The organism is Paraburkholderia sp. Ac-20347 (assembly GCF_017104805.1).
GTDB lineage: Bacteria > Pseudomonadota > Gammaproteobacteria > Burkholderiales > Burkholderiaceae > Paraburkholderia > Paraburkholderia tropica.
Genome location: NZ_JAAGPN010000066.1, coordinates 1 through 17,845, shown reverse-complemented (window position 1 = coordinate 17,845; position 17,845 = coordinate 1). Strand labels below are relative to the sequence as shown.

The 17,845-nt window shown below is 63.5% G+C and carries 12 protein-coding genes; 1 reads left to right on the top strand and 11 read right to left on the bottom strand.

Going from position 1 to position 17,845, the window contains the following annotated elements; genetic code table 11:
- Positions 1-235: 235 nt before the first annotated feature.
- Complete coding sequence (locus tag G3N97_RS15305) at positions 236-1,636, top strand: cytochrome c peroxidase (RefSeq protein WP_205994010.1); 1,401 nt, start codon at positions 236-238, stop codon at positions 1,634-1,636.
- A 27-nt stretch (positions 1,637-1,663) separates the two neighbouring features.
- Here the strand turns inward: G3N97_RS15305 and G3N97_RS15300 are convergent, their stop codons facing one another.
- From G3N97_RS15300 to G3N97_RS15250, 11 genes are all read right to left on the bottom strand, one after another.
- The gene (locus G3N97_RS15300; protein ID WP_110328991.1) at positions 1,664-2,671 is read right to left on the bottom strand and encodes a substrate-binding domain-containing protein; all 1,008 of its coding nucleotides are present in this window, start codon (positions 2,669-2,671) and stop codon (positions 1,664-1,666) included.
- 156 nt (positions 2,672-2,827) lie between these two features.
- Complete coding sequence (locus tag G3N97_RS15295; RefSeq protein WP_205994009.1) at positions 2,828-3,928, bottom strand: ABC transporter ATP-binding protein; 1,101 nt, start codon at positions 3,926-3,928, stop codon at positions 2,828-2,830.
- Positions 3,929-3,943: 15 nt separating this feature from the next.
- Positions 3,944-4,891: a carbohydrate ABC transporter permease gene (locus G3N97_RS15290; RefSeq protein WP_080180155.1), complete on the bottom strand. Its 948-nt coding sequence runs from the start codon at positions 4,889-4,891 to the stop codon at positions 3,944-3,946.
- Complete coding sequence (locus G3N97_RS15285; RefSeq protein WP_205994008.1) at positions 4,888-5,823, bottom strand: sugar ABC transporter permease; 936 nt, start codon at positions 5,821-5,823, stop codon at positions 4,888-4,890. Before G3N97_RS15285 ends, G3N97_RS15290 begins: the two co-directional genes overlap by 4 nt.
- A gap of 7 nt (positions 5,824-5,830) precedes the next feature.
- Positions 5,831-7,072 (bottom strand): ABC transporter substrate-binding protein, encoded by a 1,242-nt coding sequence (locus G3N97_RS15280; protein WP_205994007.1) that lies wholly within the window; start codon positions 7,070-7,072, stop codon positions 5,831-5,833.
- A gap of 205 nt (positions 7,073-7,277) precedes the next feature.
- Positions 7,278-8,675, bottom strand: coding sequence for a GH1 family beta-glucosidase (locus G3N97_RS15275; RefSeq protein ID WP_205994006.1), 1,398 nt, complete (start codon positions 8,673-8,675; stop codon positions 7,278-7,280).
- A gap of 279 nt (positions 8,676-8,954) precedes the next feature.
- Positions 8,955-10,631, bottom strand: coding sequence for a SulP family inorganic anion transporter (locus G3N97_RS15270; protein WP_205994005.1), 1,677 nt, complete (start codon positions 10,629-10,631; stop codon positions 8,955-8,957).
- A gap of 288 nt (positions 10,632-10,919) precedes the next feature.
- On the bottom strand, positions 10,920-12,650 hold the full coding sequence (locus tag G3N97_RS15265; protein WP_065057458.1) for a SpoVR family protein: 1,731 nt from the start codon (positions 12,648-12,650) through the stop codon (positions 10,920-10,922).
- Entirely contained in the window at positions 12,647-13,915 is a 1,269-nt protein-coding gene (locus G3N97_RS15260) for a YeaH/YhbH family protein (protein ID WP_205994004.1), read from the bottom strand. Before G3N97_RS15260 ends, G3N97_RS15265 begins: the two co-directional genes overlap by 4 nt.
- Before the next feature lie 164 nt (positions 13,916-14,079).
- Complete coding sequence (locus tag G3N97_RS15255) at positions 14,080-16,002, bottom strand: PrkA family serine protein kinase (protein ID WP_205994003.1); 1,923 nt, start codon at positions 16,000-16,002, stop codon at positions 14,080-14,082.
- A 717-nt stretch (positions 16,003-16,719) separates the two neighbouring features.
- A complete protein-coding gene (locus G3N97_RS15250) occupies positions 16,720-17,481 on the bottom strand; it encodes a hydratase (protein ID WP_205994002.1) in 762 nt (253 codons plus the stop codon).
- Positions 17,482-17,845: the final 364 nt, after the last annotated feature.

The window sequence follows — 17,845 nt, the reverse complement described above, 5'->3', positions numbered from 1 at the left end:
TTTTACGCGATCTCGTGCGTGATTCGGCCGCATTCGTGCTGCTTTCCTGCGATTGCTCGCGCGTTGCCTGATCGGCGATGCCTGCGGTTCGCGCGTAGCTTGACCGTCCGCAATGGCGCGTGCGCGCTCCGTCCGTAGCATCGGACGCTGATCCGGCCGCCGCCGCACTCGCCGCGTGAGCGTCAACAGCCGGATATCCGCTCAGGATTCCCAGGTTTCCCCACCTCACATCACCATGAACAGATTCTTCGTCAGCGTCGCGGGTTTGCTCGCGGCCGGTTATCTCGGCCTCGGCGCGCTCGCCTGGTATCACGACACGACCTACGCCGAAAGCGCGGCCGCCCGCCCCGCCGCTTCGCCCGAAGCCGCGCGCATCCGCGATATTCTCGACCGCAACGCCTGCTATAGCTGTCATTCGACGAAAGCGGTGCTGCCGCCTTATGCGTCGCTGCCCGGCATCAAGCAGATCGCGCAGTTCGATACTGAACGAGGCCAGCGCTATTTCCGGCTCGATGCGTTGTACGCCGCGCTGCACGATGGCGCGAAACCCGGCGAAGCCGATCTCGCCAAGCTCGAACGCGTCGCGCAAAACGACACCATGCCGCCCGCGCGCTTTCGCGCCGTGCACTGGGGCACCGGTCTGAGCGCGGGCGACCGGCATACGTTGTTCGACTGGATCGCGCACGAACGCAAGCGCTGGTATGTGACGCCCGGCGTCGCGGCGGCGTTCGAGAACGACGCCGTGCAGCCGCTGCCGCACACATTGCGCGCCGATCCGCGCAAGGTTGCGCTCGGCATGCGGCTCTTTCACGATCCGCGTCTGTCCGCCGACAACACGATCTCCTGCGCCAGTTGCCATTCGCTCGCGAGCGGCGGCGTGGACAACCGCAAACTTTCGCTCGGCGTGGGCGGGCAGTTGGGCAGCGTGAACGCGCCGACGGTGTTCAACGCGGCGCTCAATCACGCGCAGTTCTGGGACGGCCGCGCCGCGACCTTGCAGGAACAGGCGGGCGGGCCGCCGCTGAATCCGGTGGAAATGGCCTCGGTGTCGTGGGAGCAAATCGTCGGCAAATTGCAGGCCGATCCGGCGCTCGTCGAGACCTTCGCGCAGATCTATCCCGACGGCATCAGCGGACCGGCCATCACCGATGCCATCGCCGAATTCGAAAAGACGCTGCTGACGCCGAGCCGTGTCGACGCATATCTGCGCGGCGACGCCCGCGCCTTGAACAGCGACGAAGCACGCGGTTATCAGTTATTCAAGTCGATGGGTTGCGCGACCTGTCACGTCGGCGCGAATCTGGGCGGCCAGTCGTTCGAGCGGATGGGCCGCGCGGGCGACTGGTTTGCGGCGCGCGGTGGCGCGCTCACCGAAGCCGACAACGGCCGCGCCAACGTCACGCACGATCCGCACGACGTGCAGGCGTTCAAGGTGCCGGGGCTGCGCAACGTGGCGCTCACCGCGCCGTACTTTCACGACGGCAGCGTGAACGATCTGCGCGAGGCCGTGAAGCAGATGGCGCAATACCAGTTGGGCACTGCGCCATCGGACGCCGACGTCGATGCGCTGGTCGCCTTTTTGAACGCGCTCAGCGGCACCTATACGCCCTCGCCCGCGCTGGCCGCGCAGCCGTGAAGCCGTGAAGCGATATCGACGCACGCCCTACTTCGCGTGGGTCACCGAGGCGCGCATCGTCACGCTCACGTTGAAGCTGCGCTCGATGTCCCACTCCGTGCCGTAGCACTGGTTGATCAGCCAGCGCACGGCATTGCGCGTCAGCTCGGCGGTCGGAATATGCACCGACGTCAGCGCGGGCGCCATGTAAGCCGCGGAATAGTCATCGTCGTAGCCGATCACGGAGACGTCGCGCGGCACCGAGATGCCCGCGTGCTGCAGGCGCGCGAGCGCCGACATCGCCATCGTGTCGTTCGCGCAGAAGAGGCCCGTGAAGCGGCGCTTCGATTCGAGCAGCCGCCCCGCCGCCGCATAACCGCCCTCGGGCGAGAAGTCGGACATGATGAGCGGCACGCGCTCGCGCTCGATGCCATGACGCGCGAGTTCGGCGAAGAAACCGTCCAGACGCGCCTGATTGTCCGACGAACTGGCCGTGCCGCCGATCGCCGCAATCTCGCGATGCCCGTGCTCGATCAGCGTGCGCGCGGCCAGTTCGCCGCCGTGAAAGTGGTCCGCGCAAAACGAGGCTTCGGGGAAATGCGCGAAGGCGCGATTGAGGAAGGCCATGCGCGGATGCAGCGCGTGCAGCATGCCCAGATCCTCGTCGTGCAGATCGTGGCTGATGACCACCACGCCGTCGCAATCGCGCCCGATCAGAAAGCGCACCGCCTCGATCGCCTGCTCGCGCGGCGACGCCTCGCCGCAACCCGTTGCCACCACCACGTGACGGCGCACCGCGCGAAGTTCGGTGTCGGTCTCCTTGAGGATCGTGCCGTAGTACGAGCCGAAGAAGGTCGGCACGAAAATACCGATGATGCCGAGCGACTGCGTCGCCATCGCCCGGCCGATCGACGACGGCCGGAAGTTCAGTTGTTCGATGGCGGCCTGCACGCGCGCCGCCGCGTCCGCCGACACCGGGCCCTTGCCGGAAATCGCCCGCGAGGCGGTGGAAAGTCCCACGCCGGCCAGCGTTGCCACGTCTTTCAGGGTTGCCACTTCTCGTACGTCCCTCGGTTTTATTGTCGTTGCGCGATCTGTATTCGACGTCGCGCGCTGTATCAGCACGGCCAAATTTTTACCACGTTCTTACTGACTTCCGAGCGTGCTTTTTTGGTGCATTGATCGGAGGAATAGCAGACCTTTCGCGGCCGCTCAAACGCGCTCGCCGCTCGCTTCGTCGAACAGCGAAACATGCGCCGCGTCGATGCTGAACGGCACGTGCGCGCCGCTCGCGAGCGGCGTTTTGTCCTGATCGATCGACGCGATCTGCGCGCCGTGAAAGTCGAGCCACAGCACGCGATGATTGCCCATCGGTTCGACCAGCGTGACGCTGCCCTGATGCGCGCCCTCGCTGCCCGGCGCGCCGAGACGCGTCGCGTGCACATCTTCCGGCCGAACGCCAAGCACGCAAGGTTTCGCGAGATCGGGCGCGCCCTTGAACGTGTAGTTCGTCACGTCCACGTCGAGCTGCGCGCCGCGGAACCAGAGCTTGCCTTCGTTGGCTTCGAGCTTGCCTTTCAGCAGGTTCATCGGCGGCGTGCCGAGGAACGTCGCCACGAACAGATTCTCGGGCCGCGCATAGACTTCGGCGGGCGTGCCGAACTGCTGGATCACGCCGCCCTTCATCACGGCCATGCGCGTGGCGAGCGTCATCGCTTCCACCTGGTCGTGCGTCACGTAGATCATCGTCGCGCCCAGTTGCTGATGCAGTTGCTTGAGCTCGCGGCGCAATTCGGTGCGCAGCTTGGCGTCGAGATTCGAGAGCGGTTCGTCGAACAGGAACACGTCGGCTTCGCGCACCAGCGCGCGGCCGATCGCGACGCGCTGACGCTGGCCGCCCGACAGTTGCGCGGGCTTGCGCGCGAGCAGCGGCCCGAGTTGCAGCATGTCGGCGGCGCGCTTCACGCGGCGCTCGATTTCCGGCTTCGGCGTGCCGTTGATGCGAAGCGCGAACGACATGTTGCGCTCGACATTCATGGTCGGATAGAGCGCATAGGATTGAAACACCAGCGCCACGCCGCGATCCTTCGGGTCGGCCCAGGTCATGTCCTCGCCGCCGATCTCGATGCTGCCGTCGCTCACGTCGATCAGCCCGGCGATGCTGTGCAGCAAGGTGGATTTGCCGCAGCCCGAGGGCCCCAGCAGCACCACGAATTCGCCGGCGCGCACGTCGAGGTCGAGGTCGTCGATCACCGTGTTCGCGCCCAGATCGATGCGCAGATTGCGCACTGAGACGTTTGCCAGATTCGTCATTGTGTGTCTCCGCTTTTAGCCTTTCACCGCGCCCGACGCGATGCCGCGCACGAACCAGCGCCCCGACACGAAATAGATCGCGAGCGGCACCAGCGAGGTCAGGATCGTCGCGGCCATGTTGACGTTGTAGAGCCGCTCGCCCGTGGTGGTGTTGATGATGTTGTTCAGTTGCACCGTCATCGGCAGATTCTTCGTGCCCGCGAAAACGAGGCCGAGAATGTAGTCGTTCCAGATGCCCGTGACCTGCATGATGATCGCGACCACGATGATCGGCACCGACATCGGCAGCATCAGTTGCACGAAGATGCGCCAGAAGCCGCCGCCGTCGATACGCGCCGCCTTGAACAGTTCCTGCGGCAGCGACACGTAGTAGTTGCGGAACAGCAGCGTCATCACCGGCATGCCGAAGACCGTGTGAATCAGCACGATGCCGGGCAGCGAGCTGAACAGATGCACGGTGGCCAGCACGCGCACGAGCGGATAGACCATCACCTGCACCGGAATGAACGCGCCCGCGAGCAGCACGGCGAACAGCACGCCCGCGCCGCGCGGTTTCCAGAACGAGAGCGCGTAGCCGTTCACGGCGCCCACGGCAATCGAAATGATCGTGCTTGGCACCACGATGCGCACCGAGTTCCAGAAGCCCACCCGGATGCCCGCGCATTCGAGCCCCGTGCAGGCCGACGCCCACGCGTCCTGCCACGGCGCGAACGTGAGGTGACGCGGCAGCGCGAGCAGATGGCCCATGCGGATCTCGTCCATCGGCTTCACCGAAGTCACGAGCATCACGTAGAGCGGCAGCAGGAAAAACAGCGCGGCGATGATGAGAAAGCCGTAGACGCCGAGCCGCGCGGGCGTGAAGCGGCTGCGCTTCGGCTTGCCTTTCGAGGCGCCCGGCGTGCGCCGGATAACGGGCGGAATGGGCCGAATGGCGCCCGACGGTTCGGTCAGCGGCGCGCTCATGCTCGTTCTCCTTTGCGTGCGGCGCGGCTTTTCGCGTAGAGCACCGGCGCGAGGATCGCGAGCACGGTGGCGAGCAGCACGATCGAGGCCGCCGAGGCGAGCCCAATGTTGGCGCGGTTGAACAGATAATCCATGACGAATTTGCCGGGCACTTCGCTCGCGGTGCCGGGACCGCCTTGCGTCATCGCCACGACGGCGTCGTAGAGCTTCACCACCATCACGAACAGCAGCACGAAGGCGGTCGACATCGAGGTCTTCAGCATCGGCACGACGATGCTCGCGTAGACGCGCCAGCGCGGAATGCCGTCGAGGCGCGCGGCCTTCCAGATCTCGTCGTCGATGCTGCGCAGGCCCGAGAGCATCAGCGCCATCACGAGGCCCGAGGCTTGCCACACGGTCGCGATCACGAGCGTGTAGATCACGAACTGCTGCGAGACGATCCAGTCGAAATGCGCGTGCGTGAAGCCCATGTGCCGCAGCACGGCCTGTACGCCGAGTTCGGGGTTCAGGATCCATTGCCAGACGAGACCGGTCGCGACGAACGACATCGCATACGGATACAGAAAAATCGTGCGCAACGCGCCTTCGGCGGCCACGCGCTGATCGATGAAGATCGCCAGCAGCAGACCGATCACGAGGCACGCCACGACGAAGCACACGCCGTAGATCGCGAGGTTTTGCAGCGAGACGATCCAGCGTTCGGTTTCGAACAGCCGCACGTATTGCGTGAGGCCCGCGAAGGTGTTCGTCGGCAGCGAGCGCGAATAGCTCACCGATACGCGCGCGGTCCACAGCATCGTGCCGAGATACGCGAACACGACGGTGACCGCCATGGGCAGCAACGCGATCCATGCGGCGAGCGACAGCCGCCGCCGCATGGGGCGCGCTGCACGCGCCTGCCGTTTAGCCTGATCCAGCTTGAGCGCGTACATAAGCCTCTCAGCTCTTGATCGCCGACGCGAACGCCTTCTGCGCGTCCTCGGCCGACTGGTCCTTGTTCCAGAAGTTCGTGATGACGTCCTGGAGCGAGCCCTGCACGTCCGGCGGGATCAGCATTTCCGGATTCGGCAACTGACGCGCCTTGTCCTTCATGATCGCCATGCCCTGCTTCGCGCACACATCGAAACCGGCCGTATCGACGTCGAGACGGATCGGAATCGAACCCTTCTTCTCGCTGAACGCGACCTGCGCCGTCGGCGACGTGATCACGCTGGCGAGCAGTTGCTGCGCTTTCACGGCCTGCGGATTGTCGGTCTTCGGGAACACGAAGGCGTCGCCCGCGATCATGTACGGCGAATTCGCGAAACCCGGGAAGCAGCCGAAGTCCTTGCCCGCGACCTGCTTCGCGTTCGAGAACTCGCCCTTGGCCCAGTCGCCCATGATCTGCATGCCGGCCTTGCCCGAAATCACCAGCGCCGTCGCGTCGTTCCAGTTGCGGCCCGGCGAGCCCGGATCGACGTAGTTATGCAAACGCTTGAAGGTCGTGAGCACGTTCTTGAACGCGGGCGAATTGACGGCATTCGCGTCGCGGTCGCGATAGACCTTCATGTACAGATTGCGGTCCATGTCCGCGAAAATCGCGTCGAACGTGATCTTCTCCTGCCACGCCTGGCCGCCCAGCGCGAGCGGAATCACGCCGGCTTTCTTGAGCTTGTCGAGATCGGCGAACAGTTCGTCCATGCTCTTCGGCTCGGCCGCGATGCCCGCTTTCGCGAACACCGGCTTCGAGTAGAAGAACCAGTCCTGCATGTGGATGTCGACGGGCGCCGCGTAGAAGTGTCCGTTCACCTTGATCTGGTTGAGGATCGAATCGGGCAGGATGCCGTTCCAGTTTTCCTTCGCCGCGACCGCATCGACATTATTCAGGAGTCCCTGGTCAATCAGGTCGTGGAACTGCTTCGACGTGTTGAACTGCGCCGCCGTGGGCGGATCGCCGCCGACGATGCGGTTGATCGCCGTGGCGCGCGCCTGGTCGGCGCCCGCGATCGCGTTGTCGACCCACTGGCCGCCCGCCTGGTCGTAGGCTTGCGCGAACTGCTTGATGGCGGCCGACTCGCCGCCCGAGGTCCACCAGTGAATCACATTGGCCTTGAGCGGCGCGTCGGCGGCGTGCGCCGCGACGGCTCCGGCCAATGCCAGCGCGGCGGCGAGGCCGCGCAGGACGGGTGCGTTTTGCTTCATTGCGTCTCCTCCGGTTGATCCGGTTTTCTCTGCTGGTCGATGAAGTCAAACTTGGCGGTGATGCGGGTGGCTGCGCGCACGCGATCGTGCTTTGGTGCAACTTTCCCCTGTCGCGCATTCTCGCGGCGCGCAGCCGGTACGGCAATTACGGTAACTGCCGTTCTTGTTTTCGATTTCGCGTCGAGCGAATCGATCAGTCGAGACGTCAGGCGCCGCGCGCCTTGCGTTCCGCGATGAAACGCGCGATCAGTTCCGCGCTACGCTTTTTCGTGCGTTTCTGCGTGTCGTAGTTCACGTGCACGACGCCGAAGCGCCGCTCATAGCCGAACGCCCACTCGAAGTTGTCGAGCAGCGACCACACGAAATAACCGCGCACGTCCACGCCCGCCTTGATCGCCGCGTCCACGGCGGCCAGATGACGCTTGAGGAACGCGATGCGCTGTGAATCGACCACTTCGCCGTCGATCACGTCGTCGTCGGAGGCCATACCGTTTTCGGTGATGTAGATCGGCGGCAGCTTCTCGTACGTGCGATTGAAACCGATCAGCAGATCGCGCAGACCGTCCGGATGCACTTCCCAGCCCATCTGCGTGCGCTCGACGTCGGGCAGCGGCACCTCGGTGAAACCGTGCGCGCCGTCGCTCTTCACGTTGGTGCGGAAATAGTAGTTGATGCCGAGGAAGTCGAGCGGCGCGGCAATCGTCGCCATGTCGCCGTCGAGCACGAGCGGCTCGGTGCCCGGCCACAGCTCGAACAACTCCGCCGGGTATTCGCCCTTGAGCAGCGGATCGAGAATCCACGCGTTGTGCTGGACTTCGAAGCGGCGTGCGGCCGTGATGTCGGCGGGCGAATCGGAGTTCGGCGTGCCGCGGCCCACGTTCGCGACGATGCCTTTCGCCGATTTCGGATCGTTCGCGCGCAGCACCGGAATCGCCATGCCGTGACCCAGCAGCAGATGATGCATCGCCTGGGTCGGATAGCGCGGGCTCGCGAGGCCGGGCGCGTGGTGGCCATTGCCGTAGCCCAGATACGCCGAGCACCACGGCTCGTTGAGCGTCATCCACGCGTCGACGAGACCGGACAGCTCGCGGCTCATGAGATCCGCGTAATCGGCGAAACGATACGCCGTGTCGCGATTGAGCCAGCCGCCGCGATCTTCGAGATGCTGCGGCAGATCCCAGTGATAGAGCGTCGCGTAGGTCTGGATGCCCTTCTCTTTCAGGCGTTCGAGCAGGCGCTTGTAGAAGTCGATGCCCTTCGCGTTCGGGCGGCCCGACGCGTCCATCACGCGCGGCCACGCGATCGAGAAGCGATAGGCCTCGAAGTTCAGGTCGCCGAGCAGATCGAGGTCGCCTTGCCAGCGATGGTAGTGATCGCAGGCCACGGCGCCCGTGTCGCCCGCGAGCACCTTGCCCGGCGTGGCGCTGAAGGTGTCCCAGATCGACGGTAGACGGCCATCCTCGGTCGCGGCGCCTTCGATCTGATACGACGCGGTGGCCGCGCCGAGCAGAAAATCGCGGCGCCAGAGCGCGGAATCGGGCGACGGCGTGAAGGCGTCGTCCTCGAGAATGGCCGAGGCGGTGTGTGGCGAATCGTGTGTCACGAAAGCTCCTGCGCAAGGGTCGGAACCGGGCGATGCTGGCGCCGGCGGTGATTGGGTGGAAGCGCTTCCACAGCGCTTGAGGCGCACGATATCAGCCGCGAATTCCCGCGGTAAATCAGGGTTTGTCAGGACATTTTTAAGTAGTTCCTGTGTAGGTTATGCGCACCGGATTTTGGATTTTGACTACTTGGGGGTGCGATGCGGCGTGATGCGACGTGATGCGGCGCGGAGTGTCAGTCCGCGCCGGCCGCTCAGGAAGGATAGACGCGCTGGGCGGCGTCACGCCTCGGCTTGCTTGTCGAGGTTGGGGTGCACGGCGGCGAGCGCCTCGTGCAAGGTGGTGTAGATGTTTTCCGCGCCCACCACGGGCGTGATGCCGTGGCGGTCCATGTCGGCGCGCAGATAGCGGTTCACGCGGCCGAAAATCACCTTGACGCCGCGCTCGCGCAGCGCCTCGCATAGTTCGTCGACCGAACGACCCGCCGAGTAATCGAGATCGGTGATCGCCGCCGCATCGACCACGAACCAGCGCACGGGCGTCGGCGCGCCGTCCACGAGGCGACGCACTTCGTCGACGAACAGGTGGTCGTTCGCATAGAACAGGTCGGCGCCGAAGCGGAAAACGATCAGTCCCGGATCGGTCTGCAGACCCGCGTGCGACGGCACCGGCATCCAGCGGCCCTCCTCGTTCGGCACCAGCACCATCGTGTGCGGACGATAGCTGTGACGCACATGGCGTAGCAACGAAAGCCCGATGGCAATCAGAATGCCGTTCTCCACGCCGATCACCACGACCGCGACAGCCGTCGTCACGGCGAGCCCGAATTCGCCCGGACTTTCCTTGCGGATATCGATCAGTTGTCCGATATGCACGAGCCCGACTGCAATCGTGAACACGATCGCGGCCAGCACGCAATGCGGCAGATACTGCAGCCAGCGGCTCAGGAACAGCAGCACGATCACCACCACGCCCGCGAACACGACCTGCGCGAACTGGCTGCGCGCGCCGGCCTGATCGGCCATCGCGGTTTGCGTGAGACTGCCGTTCACCACGAACGCGCCGCTCATCGACGCAGCGGCGTTGGCGGCGGCGAGGCCGAGCAGGTTCGCGTCTTCGTCCACGCGCTCGCCGTATTTCTCGGCAAACGCGCGGCTCGTCGCGGCGCTCTGCGCAACGATGATGACGAAGCACGACGCCGCGACCTGCATCAGATCGATCATCTGGAACCAGCCGACGGCCGGAAACGCGACATGCGGCAAGCCGCCCGCCACCGGCCCGATCACGGACACGCCATGACGCTGGAAGTCGAACAGCGCGCTCGCCACGATGCCGCCGATCACGGCGACGAGCGGCACCGGCCAGCGCGGCCGCAAGCGCTTGAACACCAGAATCGCCGCAACGACGAGCGCGGAGATCGCGAGCGTGCCCCAATGAATCTGCGGCAATTGCAGGACGATCTGCTTGATCTGCAGGACCGTGCGTCGCGAATTGACCGTGACGCCGAGCATGTCGCCGAGCATCGCCACACCCACCTGCACGCCCACGCCCGTCAGGAAGCCGACCAGCACGGTGCGCGAGAGGAAGTCGGCGAGAAAGCCGAGTTTGAACACGCGGGCGATCAGCAGCATGACTGCCGTGAGCAGCGCCGTCATGCCCGCGAGCGCGACGTATTCGGCGCTCGACGGCGTGGCCATGGTGGAGAGCTTGCTCGCGAAGATGGTCGCCGTGGCCGAGTCGGCCGCGACCACCAGATGGCGCGACGCGCCGAACAGCGCGAAGGCGATCAGCGGCAGGAAGCCCGTGTAGAGACCGGTGACGGCCGGCATGCCCGCGATGCGCGCGTAGCCGAGCAGCTGCGGCACGTTCATCGACGCGAGCTGCACGCCCGCGATGGCGTCGCGTAACGCCGTTGCGCGGTTGAGCGGCCGCGCGCCTTTGAAGAACTCAAACGCCATGGCGGCGTCCTGCGTGTTGCTTCAGCATCCGCGTGTGCCGATGGGTCCGCGGTTGATTCGATTTCGACCTGCGCATGCGTGTCTGTTGCTCCTCGCGTTTCGATGCCGCGTTCGGTGTCGCGCTCGAAGTGGTTGTTTTCCGTGCCGTTATGTTAGCGCGGCTACGCCCTTTTCCTCCGCGCAACCGGCAGCGCCGAAACCCAGCTGAAAGACTCGCCATGCGTCGGCATGAAAAAAGGCCAGCGTGGAAGCTGGCCTTTTCAAACAACGTCGAGCTCGAACGCGGCGCTACACCTTGATGGCCGGCGGCACGTAACGGCATTCATAGCGCTTTCTCACCGTGCCGTTTTCATCGACGCTTTCGAGGTAGACGTCGAATTGCCACAGCCGCGCCATGTGGCGCAACACTTCGTCGGTGTCGCCCGAAAGATGGCGATTGTCGCTCATGAAATGACGCAGCGTGAGACTGCGGTCGCCGCGCGTATTCACCGACCACACCTGGATGTTCGGCTCGCGATGATGCATGTCGTACTGGCGCGAGAGCGCCTGACGCACGTACTGATAGCCGCTTTCGTCGTGAATGGCCGAGACTTCGAGCGCGTCGCGCATGTCGTCGTCGAGCACGGAGAACAGGCGCATTTCACGAATCAGATGCGGCGACAGATACTGCGCCACGAAGCTCTCGTCCTTGAAGTTGCGCATCGCGTAATGCAGCGCCTTGAGCCACGGACTGCCGGCCAGTTCCGGGAACCACTTGCGGTCTTCGTCCGTGGGGTTTTCGCAGATGCGGCGGATATCGCTCATCATCGAAAAACCCAGCGCGTACGGATTGATCCCGCTGTAATACGGCTTGGTGACCGGCGGCTGATACACGACGTTGCTGTGCGAGTGCAGGAACTCCATCATGAAGCCGTCTTCGAGCTTGCCCTGCGCATAGAGCGTGTTGAGCAAGGTGTAATGCCAGAACGTGGCCCAGCCTTCGTTCATCACCTGGGTCTGGCGTTGCGGGTAGAAATACTGCCCCACCTTGCGCACGATGCGAATGACTTCGCGCTCCCACGGCTCCAGCAGCGGCGCGTTTTTCTCCGCGAAATACAGCAGGTTTTCCTGCGGCTCGGGCGGATAGCGTTCGTCGGTTTCCTCGGCGATCGGCTGCTGCGTTTTCGGCAGCGTGCGCCAGAGTTCGTTGACCTGCGATTGCAGATACGCCTCGCGTTCGCGACGCATCGCGGCCTCGCGCTGCAGCGACAGTTTCTGCGGACGCTTGTAGCGATCCACGCCGTAATTCATGAGCGCGTGGCACGAGTCGAGCAGTTCTTCCACGCGATCGAGCCCGAAACGTTCCTCGCATTCGGCGATGTAGTTCTTCGCGTAGACGAGGTAGTCGATGATCGCGTGCGCGTCCGTCCAGAGACGGAACAGATAATTGCCCTTGAAAAACGAGTTGTGCCCGTAGGCCGCGTGCGCGATCACGAGCGCCTGCATCGTCATGGTGTTTTCTTCCATGAGATACGCGATGCAGGGATTCGAATTGATGACGATCTCGTACGCGAGACCCATCTGGCCCCGGCGATAGCTTTTCTCGGTGGAGAGAAAATGCTTGCCGAACGACCAGTGGCGATAATTGACCGGCATGCCGACCGAGGCATACGCATCCATCATCTGCTCGGCGCTGATCAATTCGAGCTGGATCGGATACGTGTCCAGTTCGTATTGCTCGGCAACCTGCGCGATGTGCGTGTCGTACTCCTCGATCAGTTCGAAGGTCCAGTCGGATGGGCACGGCAACGGCCGTCTGTCGGCTACGTTCATATGCAATTCCCTGGTGTCCGGGAGCCGGCGTTCAGGGAGATCCGCTTGAGGAAGCCCGTGCGCGCCTTCGCGCCCGGGATCGGCAACGTGTCCCCCCATTTCCGTGGCGGCCGCGTGATCGCCGTGCTGTCCTGTTCCGTGGCCGCCCGTCTTGCGGCGCTCCGGCTCGTAGCCGCGCGCCTCGTTGTGCAGGTGGCGTGTCGTCATGAGTGCTCCACCTGCTTTTCGAAAAGCTCCCGGAAAACCGGGTAGATATCCGCCGCCGTGTCGACCTTCTTCATCGCCAGCGCCGGCTGGGTGAGCGCCAGTTGCGCATATTCCAGCCAGAGATTCTGCTCCTCCGGCGTCACCTGGATATACGCAAAATAGCGCACCTGAGGCAGGATGTCATCCTGGAGCAACTTGCGGCACTTCGGCGAATCGTCGGTCCAGTTGTCGCCGTCCGATGCCTGCGCGCCGTAGATGTTCCAGTCGCTGGGCGAATAACGCTCCTCGATCACCTTCTTCATGAGCTCCAGCGCGCTCGACACGACCGTGCCGCCGCTTTCCGTCGAATGGAAGAAGGTGTCCTCGTCCACTTCCTCGGCGCGCGTGTGGTGACGGATGAACACCACCTCGATCTTCTCGTAGTTGCGCTTGAGAAAGAGGTACAGCAGGATGAAGAAACGTTTGGAAAGGTCCTTGCGCTGCTCGTCCATCGAGCCAGACACATCCATCAGACAAAACATCACGGCCTGACTCGACGGCTGCGGCTGCTTCACGCGATTCACGTAACGCAGATCGAACGGGTCGATGAACGGGATGCGCCAGATGCGCCCGCGCAGATGATGGATTTCGTCTTCGAGCGTCTTGATCTCGTCGCGCCGGTCGGACGGATCGGCCATCAGCGCTTCGAGCTGCTCTTCGAGCGTATGCAGTTCGTTGACGAGCGGCGCGCCCAGCGCGATGCGCCGGCCGAGCGCGCTGCGCAGCGAGCGCACCACGTCGATGTTGTTGGGCGTGCCCTCCGCGGCCCAGCCCGCGCGGATGCTTTTCCACGTGGGGACGGCCATCAGATGGGTTTTGACGAGACGCGGCAGTTCGAGATCGTCGAAGAAGTACTGCATGAACTCTTCGCGGGAGAGCTCGAATACGAAGTCGTCCTGACCTTCGCCCTCGTTGCTCGCCTGACTGCCTCCACCACCGCCGCCGCCTTGCGGACGCGCAATGCGGTCGCCGCGAATGTAATCCTCGTTGCCGGGATGGACCATCTCGCGCCGCCCGCCCGGACCGTGCCGGAACGAAGGCTCCGCGATGTCCTTGCGCGGAATGGTGATGCTCTGGTTGCTTTGTATGTCCTTGATGCTGCGGTCACGCACCGCTTCCGAGACGGCGTGACGAATATAGTTTTTCACACGGCGCAAGAAGCGCTCGCGATTGGCAATGCTTTTGTTCTTGCCGGCCAGCCTGCGGTCGATGATTTGATGAAGCACATCCAGTCTCCCGCTCACGTTTCGAATGGGCGAGGTGCGCAGTCTGCGTGCCAGGCGCCGCCGCTACCCGCTTGCGGCTGCGTGGCCTGCGCCCCGCCGGATTTCCTTTTTGCGCCGCCGCATGAGCGATGCGGCGGCGCAGCAGGAAGGTGATGCCTGCGCGTTCATGACGACTTGCGCACACGCAGATACCAGTCGCAGAGCAAGCGCACCTGCTTCGGCGTGTAGCCCTTCGCGACCATGCGGTTGACGAAGTCTTCATGCTTGCGCTGCTCTTCCGCCGATCCTTTTGCATTGAACGAGATGACCGGCAAAAGTTCTTCCGTATTCGAGAACATTTTCTTCTCGATCACCACGCGCAACTTCTCGTAGCTGATCCACGCCGGGTTTTTACCGGCATTGGCCGCACGCGCGCGCAGCACGAAGTTCACGATCTCGTTGCGGAAGTCCTTCGGGTTGCTGATGCCCGCGGGCTTTTCGATCTTCTCCAGCTCGGCGTTCAAGGCCGCGCGGTCGAAGCTCTCGCCCGTGTCGTGATCGCGGAACTCCTGGTCCTGAATCCAGAAGTCGGCGTACGTGACATAGCGGTCGAAGATGTTCTGCCCGTATTCCGAATACGACTCCAGATAAGCGGTCTGAATCTCCTTGCCGATGAATTCCGCGTAACGCGAGGCCAGCACGTCCTTCACGAAGGACAGATACTTCTGCTCGGTTTCCGGCGGGAACTGTTCGCGTTCGATCTGTTGTTCGAGCACGTACATCAGGTGCACCGGATTCGCCGCCACTTCGGTCGAATCGAAGTTGAACACGCGCGAGAGAATCTTGAACGCGAAGCGCGTGGACACGCCGTTCATGCCTTCGTCCACGCCCGCGAAGTCGCGATACTCCTGATACGACTTCGCTTTCGGATCGGTGTCCTTGAGATTCTCGCCGTCGTACACCTGCATCTTCGAAAAGAGGCTGGAGTTCTCCGGCTCGGCCAGACGCGTGAGCACCGACATCTGCGCCATCATCTTGAGCGTGCCGGGCGCGCAGACCGCCTCGGCGAGCGACGAGTTGCGCAGCAGCTTCTCGTAGATCTTCATCTCTTCCGAGTAGCGCAGGCAGTACGGCACCTTCACCACGAAGATACGATCGAGCAGTGCCTCGTTGTTGCGGTTGTTGCGGAACGCCTTCCATTCCGACTCGTTCGAGTGCGCGAGGATGATGCCGTTGAACGGAATCGCGCCGAATCCTTCGGTGCCCTTGAAGTTGCCTTCCTGGGTGGCCGTGAGCAGCGGATGCAACACCTTGATCGGCGCCTTGAACATTTCGACGAATTCGAGCAAACCCTGATTCGCGAGGCACAGGCCGCCGGAATAGCTGTAGGCGTCCGCGTCGTCCTGCGCGTATTGCTCGAGTTTGCGGATGTCGACTTTACCGACCAGCGAGGAGATGTCCTGATTGTTCTCGTCGCCCGGCTCGGTCTTGGCGATGCCGATCTGACGCAGGATGGAAGGATAGCGGCGCACCACGCGGAACTTGCGGATATCGCCGTTGTACTCGTGCAGGCGCTTGACCGCCCACGGGCTCAGGATGCTCTTGAGATAGCGGCGCGGAATGCCGTATTGCTCTTCGAGGATGGGGCCGTCTTCGTCGTAGTCGAACAGACCGAGCGGCGACTCGTTCACGGGCGAACCCTTGATCGAGTAGAACGGCACGCGTTCCATGAGCTGCTTGAGACGCTCGGCAATGGACGATTTACCGCCGCCCACCGGACCGAGCAGATAGAGAATCTGCTTCTTTTCTTCGAGTCCTTGCGCCGCATGGCGGAAGTACGCGACGACCTGCTCGATCACGTCTTCCATGCCATAGAACTCGCGGAAAGCCGGATAAACCTTGATGACCTTGTTCGCAAAGATGCGCGACGTGCGCGGGTCGTTGCGAGTGTCGATCTGTTCAGGTTCGCCGATTGCCGTCAGCATGCGTTCGCCAGCCGTGGCGTACGCACTGGGATCTTCCTTGCAGAGCGCGAGATACTCCTCGAGCGAGAGCTCTTCCTCTCGCGTTTTTTCGAAGCGGGTCGCGAAGCTGCTGTAGATATCCATGCTACCTCCTCGCCGAGATCTGCGACCGATGTCGTGCGCGGCGCGCTAATCGGAAACGACATCGCTCGAATTCATCCTAAACCCTTTTGAATTTTTTTTCACACATAAATCGCGCCAATTCAAGGGCTCGTTTTAGTGCTTGGTGCTACGCGGATGTGCGTCTTACAATGATCTTCCCACCCGCGCAAGATTCACGCCTCAAGCGCTTTTCACCTTCACGCCGGCAACGTGCCAGCGTCACGTCATCGCGCCGAAGTTCGACGCTCAAACAGCATTACGGCAGCCAGGCCGTTTCTCCTTAAACGCATTGGCGCGCAACGCGTGCACACGCCGCATCAAACTCCTTGTAACGCGATATTCCGTGCGGGTTGTCAGCGTGTTGTCCGCACACGTCATCGCTAACTTTTTTCCCGTTTTACGCGTCGAAAACGACCGCGTCAGTGACCTGCCGCGCATTGTCGCGTGCGCGTGAGTGCGCTTGCGTACGCCGGAAAATGCGGTGAATCGCGTGCAAACTGCCCCTATCGTCAGTAGTGGCTTTGCCGGCGATTTTCATGCGCACTCGTGCGCAATCGCGGTGCAAAGTGCCGGGCTTTGAGCAGGCATAGTGCGCGCATTGTGCAATCGAGCGGCAACAAAAAAGGCCGTTACGCGGTATGCGTGACGGCCCTTCATGACAGTGCATTCGAGGACTTCGGGAAACCCCTTGTCCGTTGATCAGACGAACTCGATTTCGACTTCGCCGAGACCGTCGATATGTCCGTGCAGCAGGCCCGGACCTTCGATGCGGTGAGCCCCTACGTAGGAACCCGTGGTGATGGTCCACTCGGGCTCGATGGTGATGCCCGACGCCGCGCAATGATTGACGAACCACACCAGCAGTTCGCGCGGATCGCCGGCCGGATTGCCGGGTGCTTCGGGCACGAGCGAGGCGCCGTCGAAGCTCAGTTCGAGTTCCGGTGCGACAAAGTCGAGCGCGCGCGCGAGCGTGGCATACGGCTGCGCGTGGCCCGTGATCAGCGCGCCGTTGTTCTGGAAGTCGGCGAGTTGCGCGAGCGGCGCGACGTTCGGCCATTCGGCGAAGCGGCTGTCGACGATCTCGATGGTCGGCAGGATCTGCCCGACGTGCGCGAGCACTTCGTCGCGCGAGTAGACGTCGGCGCGCGGCGCGAGCGGCTCGGCGAAACGGAACGCGATCTCCAGTTCGACGAGCACGCGAAAGAAGTTCTGACGCTCGATGCGCGCGGGCGACGGCAGCACGAGCGCGCCCGGAATCGGCGCGCCGGACGCCGCGCCGCCAGGCGAGCGTGCACCGATTTTCCAGCCGCCCGTGCCCTTGCCGAGACCGGCGATGACCGCCTGCTGGATCGCATAGGCCGTGGCGGCGTCGGGCGGCAGGCGCTCGGGCTCCAGCGTCTCGATGAGCTGATGGCGGTGGCGCGCGTTCACGAGGCGTTGCGCGAGATCGTCATGCGTCATGTCTGGGTCCTTTTTTTGTACGTTCGCGTACCGGCCAGGCGCTGCGCGCCTTGCCGGAGCGTTCCGTCATCTGCCTGGTTGCGGTGCGACGCGGCGCGCATGCCGTCCATTGCGCCGCTCGATTGTGTTGCGCAGCGATGCGGTGCGCCCTCCCTGGCGCTCTTGCCTGACCGCAGCGCTACCCCGTTGGTTCCGGCCACGCGTTTCAGCCGGGCTCCTGCCGACGCGCGCGTCGCGCAGTTGTTGCAGGCTTGCCGCGCGTGGCGTCCGTCTTTGCGCCCCGTTTATGCGAGGCCGCCGCGCAGTGTACCGCGCGACCCTGCCGGCGTGCGTGACACGGCTCACAATGTACCGTAACCACAGA

What these genes read in the sequence shown, in the direction of transcription:
- G3N97_RS15255 (WP_205994003.1), bottom strand. Translation starts at nt 16,002, where the DNA reads ATGGATATCTACAGCAGCTTCGCGACCCGCTTCGAAAAAACGCGAGAG.
- G3N97_RS15290 (WP_080180155.1), bottom strand. Translation starts at nt 4,891, where the DNA reads ATGAGCGCGCCGCTGACCGAACCGTCGGGCGCCATTCGGCCCATTCCG.
- G3N97_RS15280 (WP_205994007.1), bottom strand. Translation starts at nt 7,072, where the DNA reads ATGAAGCAAAACGCACCCGTCCTGCGCGGCCTCGCCGCCGCGCTGGCA.
- G3N97_RS15305 (WP_205994010.1), top strand. Translation starts at nt 236, where the DNA reads ATGAACAGATTCTTCGTCAGCGTCGCGGGTTTGCTCGCGGCCGGTTAT.
- G3N97_RS15270 (WP_205994005.1), bottom strand. Translation starts at nt 10,631, where the DNA reads ATGGCGTTTGAGTTCTTCAAAGGCGCGCGGCCGCTCAACCGCGCAACG.
- G3N97_RS15295 (WP_205994009.1), bottom strand. Translation starts at nt 3,928, where the DNA reads ATGACGAATCTGGCAAACGTCTCAGTGCGCAATCTGCGCATCGATCTG.
- G3N97_RS15250 (WP_205994002.1), bottom strand. Translation starts at nt 17,481, where the DNA reads ATGACGCATGACGATCTCGCGCAACGCCTCGTGAACGCGCGCCACCGC.
- G3N97_RS15265 (WP_065057458.1), bottom strand. Translation starts at nt 12,650, where the DNA reads ATGACGACACGCCACCTGCACAACGAGGCGCGCGGCTACGAGCCGGAG.
- G3N97_RS15285 (WP_205994008.1), bottom strand. Translation starts at nt 5,823, where the DNA reads ATGTACGCGCTCAAGCTGGATCAGGCTAAACGGCAGGCGCGTGCAGCG.